The organism is Methylomonas sp. ZR1, assembly GCF_013141865.1.
GTDB lineage: Bacteria > Pseudomonadota > Gammaproteobacteria > Methylococcales > Methylomonadaceae > Methylomonas.
Window position 1 is genome coordinate 1820583 of sequence record NZ_RCST01000001.1, and the last position, 24141, is coordinate 1844723.

At 52.7% G+C, this 24141-nt stretch carries 21 protein-coding genes; 6 read left to right on the top strand and 15 right to left on the bottom strand.

Annotated features, from left to right (window positions below; translation table 11 throughout):
• Positions 1–19: 19 nt before the first annotated feature.
• From DDY07_RS08370 to mobH, 3 genes are read right to left on the bottom strand one after another with little or no spacing between them, the layout of a single operon-like run.
• Positions 20–652, bottom strand: a complete 633-nt coding sequence (locus DDY07_RS08370) for a DUF4400 domain-containing protein (protein ID WP_171695556.1) — start codon at positions 650–652, stop codon at positions 20–22.
• Positions 649–2493, bottom strand: coding sequence for a conjugative transfer system coupling protein TraD (traD, locus tag DDY07_RS08375; protein ID WP_171695557.1), 1845 nt, complete (start codon positions 2491–2493; stop codon positions 649–651). Before traD ends, DDY07_RS08370 begins: the two co-directional genes overlap by 4 nt.
• Positions 2490–4823 (bottom strand): MobH family relaxase, encoded by a 2334-nt coding sequence (gene mobH, locus DDY07_RS08380; RefSeq protein ID WP_171695558.1) that lies wholly within the window; start codon positions 4821–4823, stop codon positions 2490–2492. The genes traD and mobH overlap by 4 nt, the downstream gene beginning before the upstream one ends.
• A 128-nt stretch (positions 4824–4951) precedes the next feature.
• Here mobH and DDY07_RS08385 point away from each other — a divergent pair, with 128 nt between their 5' ends.
• Together DDY07_RS08385 and trfA are read left to right on the top strand one after the other, a co-directional pair.
• Positions 4952–5425 (top strand): hypothetical protein, encoded by a 474-nt coding sequence (locus DDY07_RS08385; RefSeq protein ID WP_216614727.1) that lies wholly within the window; start codon positions 4952–4954, stop codon positions 5423–5425.
• A gap of 9 nt (positions 5426–5434) precedes the next feature.
• The gene (trfA, locus tag DDY07_RS08390; RefSeq protein ID WP_026600350.1) at positions 5435–6301 is read left to right on the top strand and encodes a plasmid replication initiator TrfA; all 867 of its coding nucleotides are present in this window, start codon (positions 5435–5437) and stop codon (positions 6299–6301) included.
• Positions 6302–6671: 370 nt separating this feature from the next.
• On the opposite strand, the gene mobI is transcribed toward trfA, so the two are convergent.
• Positions 6672–7142, bottom strand: coding sequence for a conjugative transfer protein MobI(A/C) (gene mobI, locus DDY07_RS08395; RefSeq protein WP_171695559.1), 471 nt, complete (start codon positions 7140–7142; stop codon positions 6672–6674).
• A 488-nt stretch (positions 7143–7630) separates the two neighbouring features.
• Between mobI and traF the strand changes: the two genes are divergently transcribed.
• The 3 genes from traF (at position 7631) to DDY07_RS08410 (ending at position 13409) form a co-directional block, all read left to right on the top strand.
• Positions 7631–8647 carry a conjugal transfer protein TraF gene (gene traF, locus DDY07_RS08400; RefSeq protein WP_171695560.1) on the top strand — a complete coding sequence of 339 codons (1017 nt, stop codon included), beginning with the start codon at positions 7631–7633 and terminating at the stop codon, positions 8645–8647.
• Positions 8644–10095: a conjugal transfer protein TraH gene (locus tag DDY07_RS08405; RefSeq protein WP_171695561.1), complete on the top strand. Its 1452-nt coding sequence runs from the start codon at positions 8644–8646 to the stop codon at positions 10093–10095. Before traF ends, DDY07_RS08405 begins: the two co-directional genes overlap by 4 nt.
• A 116-nt stretch (positions 10096–10211) precedes the next feature.
• Positions 10212–13409, top strand: coding sequence for a conjugal transfer protein TraG N-terminal domain-containing protein (locus DDY07_RS08410; RefSeq protein WP_171695562.1), 3198 nt, complete (start codon positions 10212–10214; stop codon positions 13407–13409).
• A 10-nt stretch (positions 13410–13419) separates the two neighbouring features.
• Here DDY07_RS08410 and DDY07_RS08415 read toward each other — a convergent pair whose 3' ends face one another.
• The 5 genes from DDY07_RS08415 to DDY07_RS08435 all read right to left on the bottom strand — a co-directional run bounded on the left by DDY07_RS08415 (position 13420) and on the right by DDY07_RS08435 (position 17206).
• Entirely contained in the window at positions 13420–14013 is a 594-nt protein-coding gene (locus DDY07_RS08415) for a hypothetical protein (RefSeq protein ID WP_171695563.1), read from the bottom strand.
• Positions 14014–14332: 319 nt separating this feature from the next.
• On the bottom strand, positions 14333–15481 hold the full coding sequence (locus DDY07_RS08420; RefSeq protein WP_171695564.1) for a Fic family protein: 1149 nt from the start codon (positions 15479–15481) through the stop codon (positions 14333–14335).
• Positions 15482–15706: 225 nt separating this feature from the next.
• Entirely contained in the window at positions 15707–16243 is a 537-nt protein-coding gene (locus tag DDY07_RS08425; RefSeq protein WP_026600359.1) for a FlhC family transcriptional regulator, read from the bottom strand.
• Positions 16240–16545 (bottom strand): flagellar transcriptional regulator FlhD, encoded by a 306-nt coding sequence (locus DDY07_RS08430; RefSeq protein WP_026600360.1) that lies wholly within the window; start codon positions 16543–16545, stop codon positions 16240–16242. Before DDY07_RS08430 ends, DDY07_RS08425 begins: the two co-directional genes overlap by 4 nt.
• 13 nt (positions 16546–16558) lie before the next feature.
• Positions 16559–17206 carry a transglycosylase SLT domain-containing protein gene (locus DDY07_RS08435; protein WP_081733720.1) on the bottom strand — a complete coding sequence of 216 codons (648 nt, stop codon included), beginning with the start codon at positions 17204–17206 and terminating at the stop codon, positions 16559–16561.
• Between the two features lie 206 nt (positions 17207–17412).
• On the opposite strand from DDY07_RS08435, the gene DDY07_RS08440 reads away from it, so the two are divergent.
• Entirely contained in the window at positions 17413–18042 is a 630-nt protein-coding gene (locus DDY07_RS08440; RefSeq protein WP_171695565.1) for a tyrosine-type recombinase/integrase, read from the top strand.
• A gap of 274 nt (positions 18043–18316) precedes the next feature.
• Here DDY07_RS08440 and DDY07_RS08445 read toward each other — a convergent pair whose 3' ends face one another.
• From DDY07_RS08445 to DDY07_RS08470, 6 genes are all read right to left on the bottom strand, one after another.
• The gene (locus DDY07_RS08445) at positions 18317–19750 is read right to left on the bottom strand and encodes a PLP-dependent aminotransferase family protein (protein WP_171695566.1); all 1434 of its coding nucleotides are present in this window, start codon (positions 19748–19750) and stop codon (positions 18317–18319) included.
• 114 nt (positions 19751–19864) lie between these two features.
• On the bottom strand, positions 19865–21136 hold the full coding sequence (locus DDY07_RS08450) for an MSMEG_0569 family flavin-dependent oxidoreductase (protein ID WP_171695567.1): 1272 nt from the start codon (positions 21134–21136) through the stop codon (positions 19865–19867).
• A gap of 39 nt (positions 21137–21175) precedes the next feature.
• Positions 21176–21463 carry an MSMEG_0570 family nitrogen starvation response protein gene (locus DDY07_RS08455; protein WP_171695568.1) on the bottom strand — a complete coding sequence of 96 codons (288 nt, stop codon included), beginning with the start codon at positions 21461–21463 and terminating at the stop codon, positions 21176–21178.
• Positions 21456–22631: an MSMEG_0565 family glycosyltransferase gene (locus DDY07_RS08460; protein WP_171695569.1), complete on the bottom strand. Its 1176-nt coding sequence runs from the start codon at positions 22629–22631 to the stop codon at positions 21456–21458. Before DDY07_RS08460 ends, DDY07_RS08455 begins: the two co-directional genes overlap by 8 nt.
• 2 nt (positions 22632–22633) lie before the next feature.
• The gene (locus DDY07_RS08465; RefSeq protein ID WP_171695570.1) at positions 22634–23602 is read right to left on the bottom strand and encodes a sll0787 family AIR synthase-like protein; all 969 of its coding nucleotides are present in this window, start codon (positions 23600–23602) and stop codon (positions 22634–22636) included.
• Complete coding sequence (locus tag DDY07_RS08470; RefSeq protein WP_171695571.1) at positions 23599–24141, bottom strand: MSMEG_0567/Sll0786 family nitrogen starvation N-acetyltransferase; 543 nt, start codon at positions 24139–24141, stop codon at positions 23599–23601. Before DDY07_RS08470 ends, DDY07_RS08465 begins: the two co-directional genes overlap by 4 nt.

Consider the following 24141-nt stretch of genomic DNA (forward strand, 5'->3'; position numbering starts at 1 on the left):
GATGACATTCATGGAACACCTAGACCCGCTTTTGCGTATTGGCCAACAGCATGTTGGAGGCGTAGGCGACGACAAAGACGCCTATCGGGACGGCTTGCGGTGGAATCGGAAACGGCAGTGTCAAGCTGACCAACAACAGATACAGCGCGCCCAGAATCAAATAAAGACTGTAGCGATGCGCCATGGGGCTGGGGTAATCGAAGTTGGTCTGGCTGATCTTGCGCCGCACCAGTCCGTCGACGACAAACGGCAGCAAGGCAGCTGCCAAGTACGGTAACCAGATACACGCCGTAGTCAGGCGCTTGATCATTTGAAAGATCGTGTCCCACAGCACGTTGAGCCGGCTTTCGATAAAGGGAAACACATCGTTACGCCCTACATCCTCGAAGCCTTTGGACATCTGCCGTTCGCGTTCGGTCGGGATGAAGTAGCGGAACACGCTGTCTCGGATTCCGGTAGTAACGAACAAGCGATCAAACCAGCGCTGCGCGGTGTGGCTGATCTGCGATTCTTTATCGGCGCCAAAGTAGCCGATCATCATCTGATCTTCGGCGCGCTGCAGTTCGCGCGTCCAGCGGTCGGACACAAAACTGGCCACCAGGATCACTTCCAGTAGCCACAACATCAGGCTGAACAACAGATTGCGCGTCATGAGCCGGCACCTTGGCGATTCTGTTGTCGGTCCAGTGCCGACCGCAGTATCGGCAAGCGACCTTTGACGATACGGCCGCCGGATAACTTGGCGATGTAATGCAAGTCAGGCAGTTGTCCGAGTAACTGCGGGGCAAACAAATCGCCTTCTTCTTCCATCAAGCGTTCACCAACATTGCCGGAAAACACCGTAGGATTGGTTGCACTGGTGGCCACGCCTTGGGTGCGCATGATGTACTTCAAACGGGTTTTGGGCAGATTGTCGGTGATGTACTGCTGGGTTTCGCTGTCCATGATTCGCAGCGCGATCAGGTTGTTGACGTTGCCCAGTACCTGGCGGGCTTTGTCTTGTGAGCCCGTGCGGGCGGCAAAGTCGGCAAAGGTTTGGGTGGCGATGAATAGGCGAATCTTGGCGCCACGGCCTTTGTTCAACACCTGAATGAAGGGATCGTTGATGACTTCGGCGGCTTCGTCGACAAACACATTCACCGGTCGGTCCGAGACGCCGTAGTTGTAACGGTCGCCGGCGACCGCGGCCAAATCGGCCAACAGAATCGAGCCAATGGCACTGCCCACCATGCCATCCGATAACGAGTCCAGGCCAATGTAAGCCACCTGGGCTTTTTCGATGATGTGACCGGTATTGGTGATCGGCCGCAGATCGTCCACGTCGTGCGGATTGGGCGACAGCAAAGGTCCCAAGGACCCCGAGGTCAGCATATTCATGATCGGAATCAAGGAGGCGACCATCTTGCTGAAGTGTGCTCGGTCGTGTTCGAACAAGGACAACAAGCCTTCCAGATCCAAGTTCGGCAATTGATACTGCACGACCTCCCGATAAAACCGCACCAGACCCACGGCTTTGGAATCGATGTCCTTGGCATTTTTCAGGTAAGGTCGCGCCTCTTGCCGCCAATGCCCCAGGTTATTGTCGAAATAGCGTTCCAGGGCTTGAATCACCAGCGTGGATGGTCCGCCTTCCAAGTAGCGGCGTAATTTCACCAGTGTTGGCCGTTCCTCGATCACCATCAATCCCTGAATGACGTTATCCAGCGATTTTTGGCCAAAGGCTTTGAACGGGTCGTTACTGCTTTCACTGGGCGAAATGGCGCTGATGCGGCTGGCGATTTCCGAAGGCCGGTTGAAATTGTGCAAGGGGTCGAGTCGGACGCTGGCTTCCGGAAACGCCGGGTGGAAATACACGAAACGATCCGGGCGCTTGGCCATGGCGCAAGCCCGTTTGGCGCAAGCCATCAAATCCTTGTCGCCTTTGGGATCGATGATGATCACCGCTTCGCCGCGCAACACAGCTTGTGTCACCAACATATCAAAGGCACGGGTTTTGCCGGCGCCGGTGGTACCGACCAGCAGCGTATGGCCGGCGGTATGCTGTAAGGGCTGGCGAATGTCACTTTCGGATACTTCCAAACCGTGAATCCAGGCTGAGCCCATGCGCTGATGATCGCTGGGAATCAGCGTCGAGACATCGCGTTTCAAAATCTCATAGGCCAATTGCGCATGCTTTTGCACCCAATCGAATCCCCAACCGAACCACAAGGCCTCAGGATGCTGTTTCACCATCGCTACCAGCTTTTCGGCATCCAGGTATTGGAATCGAAACTGCCGCAACCGGCGTTTGCGGTACCAAAGACTCAAGGCCGGCGACAATCGCCAACACGCCATCACCCCGCACGCGGTCATCAACCAGTCGAACGGCTCGCGCGGCAAGCCCGACCAGCGACTGGTGAAATGCGCCAATCCGGCACCGCCTAGCCAGCCCGAGATGGCATAGACCTCGAAGATGGGCCGCCAGGGAAACTGATAGTCGTAATCGGATTTCATGGCTTAACCCGTACTTTGATGCCTTGCCCACGTCCCAGCACTTGGCAGTCAGGATGCTGACTGATTTCGCGCAGGAATTCATAGCGTTTCAAGTCCGGATGTGCGTCGAGGTAGACCCCGAGTTCGTCATCAGAAACAGTGATCCAGTCGTCTTGCTGATCGGGATGGGTGCGCAGTGTCGAGATCCACGCGCTCACCGCCGGAAAATCTTGCCTAGGTTGAACGCTCTGAATGTCGTCATCAGCGCTTGGTTTGACTGAATCCATGACTGTTGTCGACGTTACTGGGGGTTCTGCTGGTTGCTTGTGACTGCGTGGTTTGGCTTTTGTGTTTCGCTGCTGGGTGGGCTTTTGAAGGGTCGATGGATTGACGGGATCGATACGATTGTCTGGTTTGACTTCGACATTTTCAGCAGGCAATGCAGTTGGTGTGGCATTCGATGATTGAACCGGTAAAGCGCCTATCATGCGCACTAGCCTCTGCGCAGGTTCCTCAGCCAGTTGTACGACGCGTTGCTGCCCTAGGGTTTGCACTTTCCGCATTGGAGACAACACATCGGTCACTAACCAGTTTTGATCGACCAAGCCTTGAATGAACACATCGCTTTCAACCTGAAGCTTTAGCGGAACGTCTGGAAACAGGCAGTACCATTTGCCTTGTTTTTCGAAGATGTCGCCGTTCCATGACCACTGACCCTGAGCGATGCGGGTTACGATCTCGAGAAGCCACGCGCCGGCCTGTCCATGATTGCGGAGCCATAAGGCTTCTGTATCTTGGATGGATTGGGATTGGGTTTGCTCAGTCACAATGTCCGCTTGGGGGGCGGCTGAAGACTTGGTATCGCCATCCACGCTCGGCGCGCATGCGTCCTCGACAAGGGTGGTGGGTTTGTCGGTATCACCGGTATCCGATTCAACTGGCATGGCTGGGGATAACGGGACCTGCTCTTGGCTATTGCCATCGGGAATGGCCGCCAAGGTTGGCATCTCGTGGTCGGTTGATGGTGACTGCGAAACCGGCTTGGGCTTGGTCGGTTTGCGAGATTTGACCGCTACTGACTTTTCAGGCAATGCCTGGTCGTTGGTTCCTGGTTGGGTTGGCGTATTAGATTCCTCGTCCTCAACTTCAACTCCTTCGATCGCGGCCGGCGGCTCATTGCTGAATATCGACTCCATCGATGCCAAACGCAGCATGTAAAACACTGCGTCCAAGCCATCCGGTCGCATACGCCAATAGCGGTACTGGCGGCCTGCGGCATCGCGTTTGGGTATCGCCAAACCACGTTCGATCAAAATATCCGCCAAGGTATCTTCATCGCGCGGAATACCAGGCACTTTGTCTTTGGCTAGTAAACTAACGATGTCTTGCGCACCGATCCGCCAGACAATATGCACACCGGATTGAAATCGCCATACTCTGGCGCCTTTATCGTTGACCAGCCACTGGCCGGATTTAATCAAGCGCCGCATCGCATCGAACAGATAGCGCTCGACCGGCATACCTAATGCAGCATCGACTGAATGCGCATGGGTTTTCAAATCGCGTACCACGCTTTTGCAGTCAGCGGTAATCACTAACTCGTAGAGCTTGCTGCCGCGATCCAGACCATGCAAGGTTTCCAATAGCGCTTGCATGATTTCTGGCCCCGGCTCCAGCAGGTAAGCACGCGACTCACGCGTCAGCACCCGCTCGATAACCAGTGCCGAAAACTGTTGGTGGCGTTTATGTCGGTTCTCTCGCCAGCGCAAAAAATAGCGATCGATACCGTGTTGTGCCGCCCAGTCGATCAAATTTTCGTCACAGGGATTCCAGGTGTGCAGCCCCTGACTGTCGGTGACAGCGATGTCGGAGACAGGTTTACCGATATCGTGCAATAAGCCGGCAAAACACACGGCCAATCGCCAGCGCGGCTCCAAGGTTTTACGGGATTTGGGTGTGGCGTCGCTTGCAAATAGGCAGCCGTGCGATGCCAGCGTTGCCCAATGTGCGACTTCAAGGCCGTGCCGAAACAAACCACCGGCGCCGCGATGGTGATGTGATTCGGAGGCCGGCAACAAATGACTGAATGCGGCATAGCGCGTAATGACCGGTAGCGCGATGGTCTGATATAGGGCATCCGGTAGTGCCAATGCCTGCTCTATCGATTGAATCAGCTCGCTTTGGGTAGCCAGAATACGCGCTACCGATGCCGCCGGCAGCCCCTTCATGAAGGGTGGATAACGTGGAATCTCCTCGCCAGACGATGCCGGCGGTGCACTGACCAAAGCCGGTTTATCGCCCCAAAGACGCTGACTGATACGTTGGATGAAAGATGACGTGGCGTTTTCCATGGCGCCGCATCGTGACATAAAAATTTTGGACCCTTCGTACAATAAAGGTCAAATTCGACCTTTATTGTACGAAGAGCAGAAAAGTTTGTGATTAATGTACTGCGCTTTCTGATTCGTCTGGAGGCAGCATGAACATTGACACCATCCCCCCTCATATTCGCTCGTTTATCCCGATTGTAGGCTTGGCGCTGTGCACGGCTTGCGCATCGCCGAGTGCAGTGGATGAACACATTCACGAAATCGTCATCGGATCGATGATGCTCGATTCCAAAAAGCCCTGGCACCTGGATAGTGCCTGGCAGGCTGGCGGAATAGGCGGTTCGGCGCTACGGACCGCGTCGATAGAGCATGTTGTCAGGCAAGTGGATCAGCCCTGGCGGGCCGTAAACGATACCGTTGCAAAGCCCAAACACCCTGACAACCGCCCTGCGGATTCAATCGAATTCACGCAGATCAACGACCCATCCCAGTTGGAACGCGCCTGGCGAAAATATTGCCATCATCAGCTCGACCTGTCGCTTGAGGAACGCGCGCTGATCGACTCGACAGCCATGCCGATTGCCTTACAGCATGCCTGCAATCCCAGTAGTTTGCTGAAATAAGGGGGCGTCATGACTATCACAAGCAACGACGCGTTAGGCAATCTCGACAACCGCTTTCAAAAACTGGTGGCCCTTAAAAAATCCAAACCCACAAAAGTCGAACCCTTGGCGACTTTACCGCATTGGCCTGCCGGTATGCGCGGCACGCCGAATGCCTGTTTGCGCAGCGCCTTGTTTGCCGGGGTGCAGGGCAATGAGCGGATAGCGTACAAAAAACGTACCCTATTGGCCGCAGTCGAGGGGATCGAAGTCCGTTATCTCGGCGTTCAGCTCAATCAGTCCGATCTGGACGTCTGGATGCAGATCGTGCATCTATCCAGAACGCAATTGCCGGGCTTTAGCGTGACCTTCAGTGCGCATGCGTTGCTGATGGCTTTAGGCCGATCGACCGGCAAAAGTCAGCACGAATGGTTGAAGGAATCCATGGCGCGTTTAGGCGGCGCCTTTGTGGAAATCACCTTTCAAGGCCGCGACACCTTTGGCGAAAAAGGGTTCTTACGGTATCACCGTGATGAAGTGACCCATCGCTACGTGGTGGAAGTGACCGAATCCATGCTGCGCTTGTTTGAAGACGGCTACACCTACATCGAGTTCGAGCAACGTCGTAAATTACGTAAACACCCCTTGGCACTCTGGTTACAGGGATTTATGTCGTCACATGCAGCGCCCTATCCGTTGAAAATCAACACCATCCACCGTTTGAGCGGCAGCAGTGCCACGACCCTGCGTGACTTCAAATACCGTTTACGCAAAGCATTGGAAGCCTTGGTCGACTGCGGTAGTCTGGAAAGCTTTGAGATCGGCGAGGATACCGTCAAAGTTAAAAAACACCCCACAGCGAGCCAGCAACGGTATTTACAGGGCAACAGCGGTTGAAAAAAAGCACGGCATTCGACCGACGCTATTTTGGCTCGGTCGATACGGCATTCGGCCGACGCACTAACGGCATTCGACCGACACGGACACGGCATTCGACCGACGGTGGCACGGCATTCGGCCGACAGACACGGCATTCGACCGACAAAAAGCACGGCATTCGGCCGACGTTTTACACGGCATTCGACCGACGCTCAGTGCGTTTTTTGGAATCGCTGCAAGTCAAGAATGGCGTGGCCTACAGCGATTTTCAACGACCTAAAAAATCGGGTGCTAATCTATTTATAATCTTTTTTTAATCTAAATATAGGGCAGCTGCCCTGTGGATAACTTTGAGCCTTGGTCTGCCCATCAGCAGCGTCATCGACACTCAGTGCGAGCCCGTTGCCATGGCTTTTTGAAACTGCCAATAGGCATCGCGCAGTGTACCCAGCAGGGCCACTTGTTTACGAATATCGGCGAATTCGTTTTCCAAGGTTTCCACCAGTTTCTGCTCCCAGTCGGGTTCACCCTTCAGGATTCGCTGCAGGGGATAGCGATAGCCAGGACCTTTTTTCAGGTATTGGCAAATCGGTTTAGTTTGACCCTTTTGGCGCAGGGTGGCCATCCGGTACCACTCGATGCTAAACGACAAACGACTTTCACGACGACGAATCCGAACGCCAATATGCCCGCGCTCTTGGGTGGTCACGTGTTGATGTCGCTGATTCATTTGTCGCCAGTAATCATCCACCAACATCCGCGCGTGGGCATGCAATTGCTCGGCTTTACTCTCCAACCACACTGGGATGGCTGCATCAGTCGGCAGTAAGGATTCTTTCTCGCTATCGTCGCTTTTCATGAATTTTCCTAATACTTAACTTCAGGGATTTAGAGTGGTCGTCCCTGAGGGATTTTGGGGGGGATTTTCCGGTTTGACACAGGGCTGAGGCCAAAAACCTGTACAGACATTTAGACGCCGCGTCCCTGAATACTTAGGGATATGTTCTGCGAAACATGACCAGGTTGACATCGATGTTCCCTGATAACCGGTTTATCGGCCTGTCCCTGTTTAGACACGGCACATTGCCAATGACTGAAAATGTTCGCTGAATGTCCCTGATAGATCAGGGAACCGCCGAACGGAAATCCTGCACAGGTTTATGCGCTGAGTCTGATCAAAACCTGTCGCGGATTCTAGGCGAGGTAAAAACCGATGGACTGACAATAAAGGCCAAAATCGGCCTTTATTGCAGCCAAGGTAAAAAAAATTGCCCTGTCGTACAAATTAGGTCGAATTTGACTTTTATTGCACACGAATAGCCAGGTGACTGGTGTAACAATAGGGCTATGAACCCATATCCCTTCGTACTGTTGATGTTAATGACGTTATTGCTGCAGGCATTGACCGCCTCGGCTGATGAGGCTGTCGACAGACCGGTTGCGTCGTATTTCGAAGACAAACAACGCGGCTGGTTTTGGTATGAGGTGCTGCCGGAGCCGGTTAAAAAAGCCCAACCCGATATTCAAGCCGATCAGCACAAACCGAAGCCTGACATCAAACCGCCCAGCGTCGTTCAAGCTGACATTGAACCCAAAACACAAGCCAAGCCATCCGCAGAACCCCAACCCCTCTCTTCGGCCTGGTTGAAGCAAAACCTCGAGCATTACCTGAACCAGGCGATCGACGATCCGAGTCACGAGAATGTGGCGGCGTTCTATTACCTACAGCGGGTGATGATGGATAAAGCCGAGCGTTTTACCAATGCAGCGCGTTACGTGGTGATGTCGGATCCGCAACTCGATGAAACGGTGCGCAGGCCAGTGGCTACCTATGCGGCCAATGAAGCCAATCATCAGGCCAGCGTGGTGGCTGAACGCGCCTTGAAGGCGATTGCCGCCCAAGCCGGTATTTTGTTTTTCTTCCGCTCCGATTGCCCGTATTGCCATGTGCAGGCGCCGATTTTAGCGATGCTGGAAAACGCTTACGGATTCAAGATTTATCCCGTGTCGCTGGATGGTTTACCGATGCCGAATGGCTTTTTCAATGAGTTCAAACGGGATAACGGTCAGGCGGCCATGTTGGGGGTTGAGCAAACCCCTGCGCTGTTTCTGATGAAACCGCCCAAGCAAATTGTACCTTTGGCGCAAGGCGCCTTGTCGTTGGAGGAACTCACCGGACGGATTCTGCTGGCCGCCAAGGAAGCCGGTTGGATCGATGCCACGCAATACCAAACCACCCAGGGCATTCGTAATACGCCCATGTTATTGCCGACGGCTGGAAGCATCAGCCCTGCGGTCACTCAAGATCCACTGTCACTGATCCAGGCATTGCAACGCAGTGCGCAAAGGGGGAGTACACCATGATGTCGTTTTCATTGTCTCTGCGCTATCGCCAGGTGCTGGTGTTGATTCTGTTGGTCGAAAGCGCCGTTCCGGCCTATGCCGACCTGCAACAGGAAATGGACAGCATGTTCGGCACCATGACCAATTTTACGGCGCCGACCGCGCATTTGGGACAGCGCCGTGGCGTGATTACCGGCGGCAGCCTAGTGGCGCGGAACGGCATCACCAACACCAATCTAGTCTCCTTCGTGCCGCCCTCGTTCAGTGCAGGCTGCGGTGGCATCGATTTGTTTGCCGGCAGTTTTAGTTTCATCAACTTCAACCAGTTCGTGCAATTGATGCGCAACGTGGCCGGCAATGCAGCGGGATATGCGTTTCAGTTAGCCGTTGGTGCCATGTGTCCTTGGTGCGCGTCGGTGATGACCGATCTGCAAAAGAAAATCCAGGAGATGAACCAGATGTTCAGCAACTCCTGTCGCTTGGCGCAAGGCCTGGTCAACGATACGGTCAAAGCTTTCGATCTGCAAAGCAAAACCAATCTGTCCAATGCCTCGTTTACCCAAGGTATTTCGGATGTATTTTCCAGCTGGACCAATACCAGCACTTTGGGCGATCCGGTACAGCAGATCAAACAGAACGATCCGACGGACATGACCAAGATCATCCAGGGTAATCTGGTCTGGCGGGCCTTGGTCAACCAAAACGCCGGTGGTTGGTTTCGGTTTGGTGGCAACAGTTTGCTGGAAGCGGCGATGAGTATTTCCGGTACCGTGATCGTCGATGCGCCGCAAGCCGCGCCGGACGGCAAAGGCGAAAACAATGCCATCAGCGCGCCGCCGCCGGTGTTGCGGATCAAGGATTTGATGTACGGCAACGACGCCGACAACAGCTATCAAACTGTCAGGATGTACACCTGCAGTGATGGCCACGATGCCGATCAGTGTCTGAAACCTATGGTCCAGAATGTCAATCTGGTCGGCTTGAAGCAACGAGTGATGGACATCCTGCTGGGTTCTGCCAATAGCGGCAACGGCTTGATTTACAAATTCTCGACCAACAGCGGCCAAATCACCGACAGCGAGAAAGCCTTCATGCAAACCGTGCCGGATGCCATCGGCGGCATGATCCATAACCTGGCAAGGGAGGATGCCGGCATTGCCAAACTGTGGGCCGAAGAAGCGGCACCGGTGATTGCCCTGGAACTGGCGCAGCTAATCGTCAACGATTTGCTCACTGCCGTACAAACCGCGGCGCACATGAATGACCATGCCTACGCCAAGTTGCTGATGGACGCCTTGAAAGATGCAAGGGAGCAAATCCAGGACGAATACATCACCATTGCCGGTCGTTATGGCAATCCACAAACCTTGATGGCGTTTTACCAGCAATTGATGATCACCGTGAAGCCCAAACACTACGGCACCGTGGCGCAAATGCCGGCGTCTGGCACCGCTTGGCCGACGCCTTAGTGGAGTTAACCGCATGAGGCTCTGTCCGAACAGCACTACAAGACTCGCTTACCGGTGCTTTCTATCAATCGTAGGCGTGTCTTGGTTTTACCCTATTTCTTTAAAGGCAATCGCCCATGTTTGAAATCTTTTCCGTGGGCGATTCCGCCTATTTGCAAGCCGTACTGAATGCCATCGCGATGATTTCCGGGACGGGCGATTACCGCACCGCCGCAGCTGTCGGCGGCTTGATCGGTGTGATCATCGTCATGCTGCGGGCGTTGTTGCAATGGGATGGCCGCGGCATTCGTTATCAGGATTTATTGCTGGCCTACGTGTTATGGCTGATGCTGTATGCGCCATCGGTACGGGTGTCGATCGAGGATGCTTATACCGGCAGCGTCGTGGTGGTCGACAATGTGCCCTTGGGGCCAGCCGTTGTGGGCAGTGTGATGTCGAATATGGGTTATCGCACCACGCGATTGTTTGAGCAAGGCTTTGGCACGCCGTCGATGACCGGCAATGGCTTTGCCGACAGTTTGCAGACGTTGACGGCGGTGCGGAAGAATTTATTGTCGCGGGTGAATCTCGGCGCGGCCAATGTGCCGAATGCCGGCAGCGACATGGAAACCTCGTTTGCCAATTACGTGCGCGAATGTACCTTGACCGGAGTCGATCTGAATCAGAAATCGGTGGATGCCATCTTGCGGGATGCCGACCCGTTGAATGCGATAAGGTTTGATTCCGACATCTACATGACCCAAATCTTTGTCGGCGGCCAACCGCAAACCAAAACCTGTACCGATGCCTGGGCCGATTTGAGTGTAGTGGCCAACGGTAATTTCGCGACGGCGCTGGAAGGGTTGTTGCAACCGACCTTAGGTGTGCCGGCGGCAGGCGACACCGTGCCGAAAATCCAGGATGCGTTTGATGCACTGGCCGGACCCGGTGTGGTTGATGCCGCCGATTACATGCTGATGTCGGCGATCATGCCGATGTTCGAGAAAGGCGTGATCGGCCGCCATGAAGACGGCTTACATTGGAACAAAGCGGCGATGGTCGAGCAAGCTATTCAACAACGCAACACCCAATGGGCCGCCGAACAAACCCTGTTTGCCAAGATCGTTCGGCCGATGATGGCGTTTATCGAAGGTTTGAGTTACGCCATCGCGCCGATCATGGCCTTTGTAGTGATGCTGGGCAATGTCGGCATCCGGATGAATATCGGCTACTTCTCGATGTTGCTGTGGATCCAATTGTGGATGCCGATACTGGCAGTGATCAATCTGTTCATCCAGATGTCGGCCGCCGGCAAAATGGCGGCGCTGACTACGGCTACCCACAATCTGCCGTCAATGATGGGCATTTACCAGCTGGACATGGAGTTGCAGCAATGGCTATCGATCGGCGGCATGCTGGCGGCGTCGACGCCGGCCATCACCTTGATGCTGATTTATCGCGGTGCGGTGACAGCCACCCATTTCCTGGGACGGATGGACGGTGGCGATTACGTGAATGAAAAAATTGCCACGCCCGACGTGATCAGCCCGGCGCCGTTATTGAATGCTCAGGCGCAACATCAATACAGTCCGTTGTCGGCGATTACGCAAACCGGGGTCGACAAAGTGCTGCCGACGTTCACGGCCGGCAAGGATATGAGTGCGGCGGTGTCGTCGGCTTACAGTGCTTCAGAACAGGCGACCAGCAGTTTCATGCAGAGTCTGTCATCGACCGCATCCAAGTCGGCCAGTATCAGCAATGATGCGTTTGATAGCCGTTCGCTAGGTAATCAGATCGCCAGCAGTTCCAGTTATACGGATGCTTATAACCGCCAGTTCGGTGAAGCCTTTGCCAAGAAACATGCCGATACAGGCATCTCTGCCGATCACTTTTCGGCGCTGGTGGCTGGCAGTGCCAATGCCGGCGGCAAGACCTCAAACGATAAATTGAATGCAGCGATTTCGGGGCGACTACAAAATGATTTTAAAGTCGGTCAGGATAAGTCCGATGCCATCGCCGCCGACATCAGTCAAACCGTCAACGACAGTCAGGGCTATCAAGCGGGCTTGGCCAAAAGCCTGGCGATGGATGCGCAAACCGGTACTCGTAATGTGGCATCCATGGGCTTACAAAACCAAGAGCTGTCTTCGTTGCAACATAGCGCAACCGACGCGGTATCCGCCAGCGAATCCTATCAACAAACCTTATCGGCCCAACAACGCTTCGGAACGCAAGCCAGTTTCGGCGCGGCGGAGACGGGATATAAAATCGCGCATGATCCTGGCTTGATGGAACGCCTGGATCGGACATTGGATCAATACGGCTTGCGCGGCGATACGCAACGACTGGCCTCGCAATGGAAAGCCGCCGGCTGGATCAGCAATGCCGATCAAGCCTACGCCGCCGCCGGCATGTCGTTACTGACCGGCTTCTCGTCACCCAGTTACCGCACGCTGGATGATCAACAATCGCACCAAGCACACATCTCGGGTTACCAACTGTTGGGCGATGCCTTTAATGCGCCGCAGGCCGATCAATCCTGGAATGCCAGCCGGAATGAAACCTTGAAAACCAATGCTCCGGAAACTGGTAAGGTTCAAGCGTCAATCGAACAGGCCAATCTCAAAGACCCAAGAGAGGAAACCGAATCGTTAAATCAACGAGCACGGGCACAGATTGGTTCAGCGACGGGAAAAATTGCCGGTGGCGAAGCCCGTGTTGAAGCACAACACGATCGAAATCTGGCTGAGCGTGAACAAAATTCAAAAGAAGGCTTTGGGCAATTGGCGAATGTTAAAGCAGAGCATTTTAGGCAATCGATTGCGGCTGCGGCGAACGACACGCCTTCGGTAGCGGAGGCAACATACGATTACCTGGGAGGGAGTATTTATAATACCGCCAAGAATATCGAAGCTGTGGGTTCTTCTGGTGCTGAAAGCATTAAAGAATTTACTTCAAATACTACAGAAGCTTACTCGAACGGAGCAAGCTTTTGGGATTCCGTAAAATACGGAGCCTCTAAATCTTACTCCGGTTTTATTCAAACTACCCAGGCTTGGGCAGACCAAAGAATTAATGAAATCGGTGACAAATTAACGCCAAGTCAAAAATCATATTACCGAGCAGCAATGTTTGAAGCATTCGCTGGAATATCAGTTGGTGGAGGATATAGCGGAAATTTGGCCGCAGCAAAACAACAATTGATCAAAGAGGAAGGAGACATTGATGGCAACAATATTTCAAAGTTATTGATGAGTGCAGCCGGCCAAAATCGCATGGATCTCATAGATCAGATTAGTAGCTTTAATCGAGCTAGAGGACTAATTAATTATTAAGAACCATGAATTATTTGTTACGAAGAATTTGTCCAAAACCAACAATGAGCCCTCGCAGAACCATGGCAAATGAGAGCATGATAATTGGTACGGTAAGTTCACTGTTAATACTCCCAAGTACCCAGGCTACAAACACTAAGGTAGCCCAATAGTAATTACTTTCATGGGAAAGACGATTTGCCAATTGTTCAATACACTGAAAAACTAATTCTGCTAATGCTAGAGTAGTAAAAGTAACGAAACCAAAAAGGGCAAATGTAGGAAGTGTTTCAGGCAGCATGTCTTTTGAACTGCCCATGAATGTAAATCCAAATAATCCAGCTGCCAAGCTAAAAAAATTAAAGTGCTTTGTAGTTAATGTGCGGGTATGAAAACGCTGCAAAAACTTCTGTAATCCACTCGGAAAACGCGCAAACGTTGCGCCGCAAAATGGGCAAATCGATTTCAGTGGCTGACCATAGTAAATGACGACCCTCGGCACCATTGCTCGGTTACATTCATGGCAATGTACAGTGGCGTGATGTCCGCTAAACATTGTTTGGACGGATCCGGATTGCTGAATAGCGGTGCTGGCTTTAAATCGGTTTGATAGAGAGGATGACATTATTAGCTCCCGAATATCTTGGTGCGATTATCGTACGTCGATATTGCAGAATTTCCAAGTCATGATGTTGAAATTATTGGATTATTTTACCTTAAAGTTGATATGTTTACACCCTCAGTCTGACTCGGACTGAGAGCTCATTTATTTTGTCTGTAAGTGCTGAGAACGCCTTGCTTCATTTGCAATTTGTCAGAAACGAATTTAGATTTCTGACACTCGATTTATAAATCAGAGTTTGCAAACAAACTCATCTTTAAGAATGGTACTTTGCTGTCCAAGGCTTGAGCATCATAATCTGGTCTGTTTCGATTTATGTCCATTAGCCCGCCAGCAAATCGATATAAGACTGGTAACTGTAACTGCGGTTTTTTTTAAGCCCGGTAAATTCCACTACGATACCCAGCTCCTCCAAAACCTTGACCGCCGCCGTGGCGGTTGGGAAGGTCGTGTTCAATTTCTGGCGCACCTGTTCAATGCTGAAGCGCGGCATCATAGGTAGAACCTCGAACAAACGATAACTGGCCGGGCCTACTTTCGTCGCAGCCAGCAGGCGCCGCCGATCCGCCGCGATCAGGCTGGCAATTGCCACAATATTGCGTTCGGCATCGGTCGCGGCCACCGCCACCGCTTCCAAAAAGAACGACACCCAGCCTTCCCAGTCACCCTCGCTACGGATGGCCGACAAACGGCGGTAATACTCGCTCTGATGTTGTTTCAAGTAGCCGCTAAGATAGAGTAAGGGTTCTGGCAATAAGCCCCAATGCTCCATTAATGCCGCAATCAGCAAGCGACCAATCCGGCCGTTGCCATCCAGAAACGGGTGAATGGTTTCAAATTGGGCATGCACCAGGGCAATTTTTACCAATGGCGGCAAACCGTCAGACGGTGTTGCATGAATGAAACGTTCTACATCGGCTAACAAATCCGCTACTCGTTCTGCCGGTGGCGGTACAAACGCCGCATTGCCGGGCCGGGTACCACCAATCCAGTTCTGCGAGCGGCGCAACTCGCCGGGTTGTTTACCCGTACCTCTCGCGCCATCCAGCAGTAATTGGTGCGCATTGCATAACAATCGTACGCTGATTGGCAGACCGTCGGTAGCGCGTAAGTTTTCCTGCACCAGACGGAATGCTTTGAGATAGTTGGTTACTTCCTCCACATCGTCGGTATTACTAACGGCAAAGCCCGCTTCATCATCAAACAAGTCGGTTAACGTCGCTTGTGTGCCCTCGATTTGTGAGGTCAGTAACGCCTCCTTTCGGATCGCGCTATACAACAACCAATCCACCGACGGCACAAGGCCGGAAACCCCCGATAACCTTGCCAAGGCTAACTCAGCGTTATGATTTAGTGAGTTTAAGCTTTCGATGGCCAAAGCAGGATTGATCGGCGGCAAGGCATGCGGGACAAACGCCTGCACCGGCTCGCCCAAAGTTGTAGAAGTGATGTAATCGCCAGTGCTGCGCATGATATTTAAATTCTTTTTAATTATTCGCCAACATATTAAAGCATTCTTTAATATAAGGCATGAATTTCAAAGAATTCTTGAGTTTGCAAAGTTTGCTTTACTGGGTTATCAAACGCTATAAAAACCTTACATCAGCGAAGGGTTGCGCCATAAGATAGAGAAGACGATCTCAAATCGATGTCCCAATGTCTCGAATGCTCATGCCAAGCATCATTCAAACGGTTGTCATGTACTTGATACGTTTTTCATGGCACACACCTGGCAGATGGGCTGATAATTGCTGTCATAGAAGATCACGAAATCATGATGACATCGACTGCAGTATCGCAATTCTGCCATGCCAGTTTGGATAGCCTCAGCAATCACCCAGGCCTCAGTGAAATTAGCGGGTCTGATTTTACTGAAAGGTCGTCGCTCACTAATATGACCAGGAAAGGTTTTACAGAAACAATCCCAGGCAAACATCACAGCATTGATATCAATGCCGGTTTTCACGTTACGTTGACTGGCGCAACGATAAATAGACGCAAATACGGCCACATACAAAAATGCTTCGCGGGACCGGGTGATCGAATCGAGGCTAGGGATCTTTCCGGGCAGAGGTCTTTCTCGGTGCAGCTTATAATAAATGTACTGTAAATCTTTGTCGCCCAGGCATGAAATGATTTTTTTGACGATCGAAGTGCGTAATTTTCGCTTTAGCAATTCATATAACAGCCAATGCTCGTACCACTGCAATTGGTAAGGGTGCGAGCGCCTCATGATGCGCCATCCTGGGCTAGTATCGATAATAATTCTTTGGCCCGATGTTCTGGAGAATCTGTGGCAAATGTTTGTATTTCAATAAATTCTCGCCAGTGACTGGGATTGATTCGAGGACTAAATTTTAGATAGTCGCTTCCAGCCAATGCTTTCAGCTGTTTGATCGACATATTGCGGAGTATTTCAATGGCGTCTGTCGGCAAACCAAGATAAAACTGAGCCTTATACGCATCGCCGGCGGCAATCATCCCTTTGGCCACCAGCAAGTAATCCAGGTTGAGGTTATACAAATCATTGTCCATTCAAATGACCTGTCTAAATGATCGTTCTGATATGCGCTGCTAGGTTAATGACATTTTGGCCATACTCGATGGCGGCAGGAATATTCTTCCAGTTGTAATAACGCCCTACACCCAAGGCGAAGTTATCTGGCGATGATTGAATCGCTTTGGCGAGCAACTCAGCGCCTATCTCGAGGTTGGTCGTTGGATCGAGCAACTGTTCGGGCTTATCAACCCGGTGGCCATGCCAGCGCAGATTGACTTGCATAATGCCGATGTCGACATTTCGGTTACCTTCCTTCAGCAGCTGTTTAAGCTGGATAATAGCGTCTTGTTTATTCGTTGTAATGATGGCTTTGCCGGCATGATTTAGCGCCCAGGGCCAAGGTGTTACTTTGTTTTTCTGATGATGATTTTTCGACTCGATCAACGCTACTGCATACAAGACATAGGGATCCAGTTGATGTCGTGCAGCGACGTCCCCCCATACCGTGGTTTGCAGTAAAGATTTGGCAGAAAGGATGCTGGCCGATCGCTCACTTGACTGGTTTTCAGCCGCCCAGCTTAACTCGTTTGAAAAACTGGATACGATGCCAATCAATAGCGCGATATGACTGGGTATAAGTGGTATTGGTCTGCCCCGACCTCGCGCCGGTGTGACTTTGGTTAAACTCAATAACATGACACGCTCTCATTCAATGAAGATTAATGAAAGTGTAAAACCTGCAGCCGGAGAAAACTGGTTTAAAAAATCACCCGTAGGGTCGATATTCGTGGATTATGGATAGGGCATCATCAACAAAGCGTTGGCAAACGCTTGGTGATTTCCGTGTGATCAACGCGATAGCATGACAATAAGTCTCCTTAAACAAGCATTAGGAGTTCGTCATGAATCAGGAAAATCCAAGCAATCGGAATCGGCACGCCCCTTGGAACAAAGGTAAGTTGATTGGCCAGAAATCGCCTTTAAAGTTGAAAGAAATCTGGGCCATACGCATCCGTTTGCAGATGACCAAAAACACACGGGAACTAGCGTTATTCAATCTTGCCATTGACAGCAAACTCCGAGGGTGCGACTTGGTGAAGCTTAAAGTCTGCGATGTGGCTCAAGGCGGCCGGGTATCATCTCGCGCAATGGTCATGCAACAGAAAACCCATCGTCCGGTGCAATTTGAGATAACCGAACAAACCAGAGACTCATTAGCAAACTGGATTAGCCAGGCTCAATTGAAATCCGATGAATATCTTTTTCCTAGTCGAATTCATGAATCACCACACATTTCAACCCGGCAATACGCTCGCATTGTTGAGCATTGGGTGACGTCAATCGGTCTTGATCCAGCAGCATACGGAACCCATACGATGCGCCGGACAAAGGCAACCTTGATTTACCGTCGGACAAAAAACTTGCGGGCTGTCCAACTATTGTTGGGTCATTCGAAGCTTGAAAGTACTGTACGCTATCTTGGAATAGAGGTTGATGACGCACTAGAAATTTCAGAGCAGACCGAAATTTAGGGTTAAATAATGAGGTAGCAGTCGTTTATTTTTTGACTGCTACCGATTTTGGGCCGGCTAATTCCAACCCATTTTTGAACATCACCTTCCACCAATACAATCAATAGTTGTTTAGCGGACGGAGCAAAGATCTATCTACGAAGAGTTAGATATCCAGTGAATCAGCCGAATGGCAGGTATTCGGCAAGCAAATCGGCATTATGGCCGAGTCACAACGGCCAAAAGCGGTCAGATAGATGTTGTAATTGAATGTACGTTACAAAAGTAACAGCAGTCATTGGCAATTTTCCGCCAGCAAATCCCGGGCAATATCGCCAAGCTTTTTTAAGGCTTTTTCTACTCTGTCATTCCATGGCACCGCGCAACTCAAACGAATGAAATTGCCGTATTTCTTTTGCGTGGCCGAGAATAAGGGGCCGGGGGCGATGATGATGTTTTCCAGGCTGGCCCGGCGGTGCAGTTCCATGGCATCGACGCCGGCCGGCAATTCCACCCACAAAGCAAAGCCGCCCTCGGGCTGGGTCACTCGGGTGCCTTCGGGGAACAACAGGCTGACGGCGTTCACGGTCAATGCCACGTTGCGGGCATATTCCTGACGCACATGCCGCAGGTAGCGGTCGTAACCGCCTTGCTCCAACATGTGCGCGACTATCAATTGATTCAAGGTCGGCACCGCCTGGTGTTTCATGTATTTCAGGTTTTCCACCCGCGCCATGTAGCGGCCCGGCACCAGCCAGCCGACGCGCATGCCCGGTGACAGGGTCTTTGCGAAGGAGTTGCAATACAACACCTGGCCGTTCCGGCTCCAGGCTTTGCAAACCGAAGGCCGGCGAGAACCAAAGCCCAGGTCGCCGTAGACGTCATCCTCGACCAGAGGAATCTGATGTTTTTCCAGCAAAGCCACTAAGGCTTCCTTGCGCTCGTCGCTCATGCACGATCCGAGCGGATTGTTATAATTGGAAACGATCAAACAGGCCTTGATCGGCCATTGCTCGATGGCCATTTGCAAGGCATCCAGCGACAAGCCGTCGCGCGGATGCGTGGGGATCTCCAACGCCTCCATGCCGCAGGATTCGATGACTTGCAACAAACCGTAAAAGGTTGGCGATTCGATGGCAATCAAATCACCCGGTTCGCAAACGGCCATTAACGCCAACCTGACCGCTTCGCGCGCGCCGTGGGTAATAACAATATCGTCCGGGCTGTCGGCGCATTGCAGTTCCACCATGCGCTTGGCGATTTGCCGACGCAGTTCCTGATTGCCTAGCAATTCGTCGGCGTCGAAACAGCGCTTACCAAAAGTGCGCGACACCTTGCCGGTGGCTTGTTGTAGCGCATGGGTGGGTAAAAAATCGGCATGCGGCACCGACGAACCCAGGTTGATCTGATACGGGTCTTTGGCGGCGCGGAGGATTTGCCGGGTCAGCGATTGACCGGTGACCTTGGCCGGGGTAACCGGCGCATCGGAGACTTCCGGTTCCACAATCGCCTGCCGACGAAAGCCGCTGACATAGTAGCCGGAACGCAAGCGCGCCTGAATCCTGCCGCTGTCTTCCAACAGTCGGTAGGCTTCCAGTGCGGTTGAGATGCTGACATGCAATTGCTGACTCAACTTCCTGACGCCGGGCAGTTTTTCGCCTGGTTTGTAAACACCCTGCTCGATATGCGCAATCACCGTATCCGCGACGGTTTCGTATAAGTGTTTCATGTATTTATCCAGGTTAATCGATGCGTCTGTGCCGAGCATTCGCTGGTTTTGGTTGGATCAGGAACCGCCATTATAGAGTGAAGCCTATGCTCGCCGTGCCACACCGATTGACGATTACACTTCAGCCACTGCCTTAGCCGCCAATTTACGCTGAATCACATCCGCCAAATACCGGGCATCGTCGGCAATCCCCAGGAACCGCCCGGAACCCCAGGTATGCAACCAGGGCAAACCGATAAAATACAGACCATCCACGTTGCTGACGCCGCGATCGTATTGCGGAAAGCCGCGGCCATCGAAGGCGGACAACTCTATCCAGCGGTAGTTCGGTCTAAAACCAATCGCCCAGATGATGCTGGTGATATTTTCGGCATCGGCATCAATGCGGGTAGGATCAAACTCGGGTTCCCAGACTTTGCGGAACGGCGGCTCGACCGGTGCATCGATATTGTGTTCGGCGATGTAGCGGTCGATGTCGTTGCGGATATTGACGTAGATTTCGTCGGCGTCATCCAGGTTTTTGGTCAAATCGGGCAAGAACTCCAATGTGCTGCCGTCGATATTGGCCATGCTGCCGTAAAGTTTTACGCCTTCCAAGGCAAACTGGCGCAAGTCGATTTCGTGACCACCAGCGCGCCCCGTCAGGTAATGATTGGTTTTATGCTTGGCTTCGTCGCCCAAGGGATGGCGGTCTATGGTCAATTGATAAAAGCCCAGGTCAAACAACCATTCGGTGGTTTCGCGGCCGCGATACAGGCGCGGCGAACGCGGGGCGCTACCGACCGCAAGATGCACCTTGCGACCGGCCAGGTGCAGGTCTTCCATTAACTGCACGCCGGATTGGCCTGTGCCCACCACCAGCACTTCACCTTCCGGCAGTTGGTCTGGGTTGCGGTAATTGACCGAATGAATCTGGGTGATGTGTTTGGGCAGGCTGTGGGCATAGTCGGGCACGATAGGAATATCGTAGCCGCCGGTTGCTACGACCAGATGGTCGGCGGAAAACTCGCCGGCCGAGGTGCTGACATGCAATTTGCCTTGCTCGCCACGCCAGACCCGATTCACCGCGACACCTTCCATTACAGGCGCATCTACTTTTTTAGCGAAAGCTTCAATATAAGCGACGATTTCATCTTTCAGCATAAAGCCTTGCGGATCGTCGCCCTGATAAGGAAAGTCAGGCAGTTGGCATTGCCAGTTTGGGGTGACCAAACAAAAACTATCCCAGCGGTCGTTACGCCAAGAGTGGCCGATGCGATTTTTTTCGAAGATGATGTGGCTGATGCCGTGCTTTTGCAGATTGTAACTGACGGACAAACCGGCCTGCCCGCCGCCAACGATAATCGTGTCATAGTGCAGACGGGTATTTTCTGATTTTTCTTTCATGGCGTCCTCGTGGTTATGAGTTGGGTGTGTTGTGTTGGGTTATTCGATGAACTCGGTCACGCTGACCTGGGGATTATCACTTTCCAAAAATTGGCTGGCCTTGGCTTCGATTTCCGCCAATTGGCTCATCGCGCTGGAGCAGGTGTAGCCGTATTTCTTCCGCACCCGCTCGCTGGCTATTTCCAAGGCCTCACGACTATGCTTGACGAACTCCGGTAAGGGATAAGTTTGGCCAACTTGGAAATAATCCTTAATCACCAGTGACGGCGAATAACACAGGCTTTCGGTTTGGTCCGGCCAGCGGACGCGGAAGCGCATTTCAGGCATATTGAGTTCCTTTGGCATTGATGAGTGAACGGTAAATTTCAAGATGGCTGTTGGCCGACTGCGCCCAGGAAAATTGCTCGCTTAAGCGCTTGGCGATTTTTGGCAAGTTATCCTTGGGGAAATCATCAATGGCAGCGTTCATTGCAATCGAAATTGCTGCGCTATCTTCTGGATCAGTCCAGATGCAGTCCTGAATATGCAAATAATCAGTAAACGGCGGCCGTAGCGAAACAATGGCCGGCGTGCCGGAGATAATGGCTTCCAGTACCACCAGACCAAAACCCTCGGTCAGCGATGGAAACACCAGTGCATCAGCCAGACGGAACAAACCCGGCATGTCGTCATCGGGCAACGGGCCGGTGACGATCAAAGCTTGGCCGGGTCCATCCTGCAGACCGCTCTCGGTGACAGCGGCATTGAAGCGCTGGCGATACTCGTGATGATTCAACAAACTAGCGCCGCCGACGATGATCAACTGGGCATTGGGGCGCTGCTGCAAAACCTGGCGGAATGCGGCGAAGATGCTTAAGGTGTTTTTGCGCGCCTCAATGCCGCCGACCGCCAGAAAGATCGGCCCACCACGCGTCAAGCCCAACGACTGGCGCAGTGTTTCGTCATTGGCTTGTGGCATGGGGGAATAGCGCTGGGTATCAACGCCGTTATTGACTTGCATGGCGGCGATACGATGCTGGTTGAGCAACTTGTCCTGCCAATCGCGGCTGACGCACAAGACTTGTTGCGCGGCCAGGAACGAGCGGCTTTGCCACGCTGCCAACGAACTATCGTCGAAAGGATCCAGATGATGCACGGTGCGGATGAAACCATCGATAATGCCGCGTTCGCCGAGTTGGGCCATCGCGCAACCGCTGATGGCATCCTGAGCGTGGTAAATATCGAACGTGTCGGCATCGGATCGGCTGAAGTAATCGATATAAGCCTGAATGCGTTGACCGACAGCGGCGACCAAATCGCCGCTCAATGTGGGTAGCGGTATCAGGGTTGTCTGACAGTGCGCGGCGCGAAAGAAGTTTTTGCCGGGTTCCGCTGCGGCTATCAAAGTCACGTCGTGCCCCAAATCCTGCAAGGCCTCCGCCAACTGCATCGCGTGTACCACACCGCCGCGCGGGTTGACGGAATGGGTCAGCATGGCAATTCGTAGTCTTTGCATGACTAGCCCTGCCGTTTTGGGCCGCAGCCGATCAAGGGTTCGCGGTTTAAATCCCAGAGTAGTTGTTCTTCGTCGCCGGCTTTCAGCGTTAGCCGGCGGCTATCGTCAGTTTTGCCGACTGCCGCGCAAGCGATGCCGCGCTGCTTAAACAGTTCGATCACGGCTACACAGTCAACCGCATCGACGCTCAGCACAAAGCCGTAGCTGGGAAAGCAGCGCAACCACCTTTCCAAATCAATCTCAGCTGGGCGCGGTATCGCGTTGATGTCGATCACTCCGCCTAAGTCGGAGCATTCCAGCAGCATCAACAATGTGCCGATGACACCGGCATTGCTGATGTCCTTGGCCGACGCGCATAAATCAGTTTCAGCCAGTGTTGGCAATAACTCCAAATCCTGGCGCAAGCGTTCGGGTGGTGCGCCAGTGCTGGCATCCCACCATAGATACGGTTCGCGAAAGTGGCCGCGCAAATCAATCGCCGCCAAAAGAATCTGTTCGGGTTTGGCGGCAAAACTGCTCAGCAGCCGTTTGGCGCGACCTAGAATAGCTACCGACAATTGCGGGACATCGTTCCTTAAATTGGTATGGCCGCCGACCACCGGTACGCCGTAGACTTGCGCGGCGGTCGCCAGACCACCCAGAATCGGCTTGGCTTGGTTTTCGCCGTTGCTCCAGATCGCATCGAGGACGGCGATAGGCCGACCGCCCATGGCATAAATATCGCTGACATTGACCATCACCCCGCAATACCCGGCAAACCAGGGTTGGCTGGCAACAAAGTCGTTCAGGTAGCCTTCGCAGGCCAGCAATAGATAGCCGTCAGCATCGGGGATGGCCGCGCAGTCGTCGCCTACGACGATCTCCGCTTCGGCATGCCGAGGTAAATGCTGCATGACGCGGGCAATATCGCGTTTATGCGCCAGTCCTGAGCCTTGGCGGATTCGGAGCGTCAAATCAGCCAGCCAGGTCATGCCGCAATCCGATTGGTGGTAACAAAACCGATAGCGCCGTCCGCATACGGTGGATACCAAGCCAGGTCTGCTTGCATCAGATAATGCGGCCGCCCATGCACCGAGATTTCCGCTAAGGATTTCCAGTGCAGGCGGCGAAATAGTAATTGGTTGCGGCTTTGCACCTGTGCCAGAAAGCTATTGCAGCCTTGAGCGTGTGCTGAAGTGACCGCCAATTTGATCAACGCCGCGCCGAGACTGCCTTGTTTGCGATAGTCTTGATCCACCGCCAACCTCGAGCCCCACCAAACGCCGGGCTTTTCCTGATGAATCCGCACGGTGCCCACAACCCGATCCGGCAGACCGGCGACGCAGGCGATGGCGACGATGGGCGTGGCGATGTTGTCAATGTCGTCCAGATCGTCGCCGGCAAAAATACCTTGTTCCTCACAGAACACCGCCTGGCGCAGCGCCAGCATTTGTTTGCGCTCCCAATCCTCGGTGACGAATTTGATCAGGTAGGTGTTGGCAAAAAACGGTTTAAAGTTGGCTATCCACAT

Bases quoted from the DNA above. Each gene is read 5' to 3' on its own strand.
- DDY07_RS08370 (WP_171695556.1), bottom strand. From the start codon at position 652: ATGACGCGCAATCTGTTGTTCAGCCTGATGTTGTGGCTACTGGAAGTG.
- traD (WP_171695557.1), bottom strand. From the start codon at position 2,493: ATGAAATCCGATTACGACTATCAGTTTCCCTGGCGGCCCATCTTCGAG.
- mobH (WP_171695558.1), bottom strand. From the start codon at position 4,823: ATGGAAAACGCCACGTCATCTTTCATCCAACGTATCAGTCAGCGTCTT.
- DDY07_RS08385 (WP_216614727.1), top strand. From the start codon at position 4,952: ATGAACATTGACACCATCCCCCCTCATATTCGCTCGTTTATCCCGATT.
- trfA (WP_026600350.1), top strand. From the start codon at position 5,435: ATGACTATCACAAGCAACGACGCGTTAGGCAATCTCGACAACCGCTTT.
- mobI (WP_171695559.1), bottom strand. From the start codon at position 7,142: ATGAAAAGCGACGATAGCGAGAAAGAATCCTTACTGCCGACTGATGCA.
- traF (WP_171695560.1), top strand. From the start codon at position 7,631: ATGAACCCATATCCCTTCGTACTGTTGATGTTAATGACGTTATTGCTG.
- DDY07_RS08405 (WP_171695561.1), top strand. From the start codon at position 8,644: ATGATGTCGTTTTCATTGTCTCTGCGCTATCGCCAGGTGCTGGTGTTG.
- DDY07_RS08410 (WP_171695562.1), top strand. From the start codon at position 10,212: ATGTTTGAAATCTTTTCCGTGGGCGATTCCGCCTATTTGCAAGCCGTA.
- DDY07_RS08415 (WP_171695563.1), bottom strand. From the start codon at position 14,013: ATGTCATCCTCTCTATCAAACCGATTTAAAGCCAGCACCGCTATTCAG.
- DDY07_RS08420 (WP_171695564.1), bottom strand. From the start codon at position 15,481: ATGCGCAGCACTGGCGATTACATCACTTCTACAACTTTGGGCGAGCCG.
- DDY07_RS08425 (WP_026600359.1), bottom strand. From the start codon at position 16,243: ATGAGGCGCTCGCACCCTTACCAATTGCAGTGGTACGAGCATTGGCTG.
- DDY07_RS08430 (WP_026600360.1), bottom strand. From the start codon at position 16,545: ATGGACAATGATTTGTATAACCTCAACCTGGATTACTTGCTGGTGGCC.
- DDY07_RS08435 (WP_081733720.1), bottom strand. From the start codon at position 17,206: ATGTTATTGAGTTTAACCAAAGTCACACCGGCGCGAGGTCGGGGCAGA.
- DDY07_RS08440 (WP_171695565.1), top strand. From the start codon at position 17,413: ATGAATCAGGAAAATCCAAGCAATCGGAATCGGCACGCCCCTTGGAAC.
- DDY07_RS08445 (WP_171695566.1), bottom strand. From the start codon at position 19,750: ATGAAACACTTATACGAAACCGTCGCGGATACGGTGATTGCGCATATC.
- DDY07_RS08450 (WP_171695567.1), bottom strand. From the start codon at position 21,136: ATGAAAGAAAAATCAGAAAATACCCGTCTGCACTATGACACGATTATC.
- DDY07_RS08455 (WP_171695568.1), bottom strand. From the start codon at position 21,463: ATGCCTGAAATGCGCTTCCGCGTCCGCTGGCCGGACCAAACCGAAAGC.
- DDY07_RS08460 (WP_171695569.1), bottom strand. From the start codon at position 22,631: ATGCAAAGACTACGAATTGCCATGCTGACCCATTCCGTCAACCCGCGC.
- DDY07_RS08465 (WP_171695570.1), bottom strand. From the start codon at position 23,602: ATGACCTGGCTGGCTGATTTGACGCTCCGAATCCGCCAAGGCTCAGGA.
- DDY07_RS08470 (WP_171695571.1), bottom strand. From the start codon at position 24,141: ATGTGGATAGCCAACTTTAAACCGTTTTTTGCCAACACCTACCTGATC.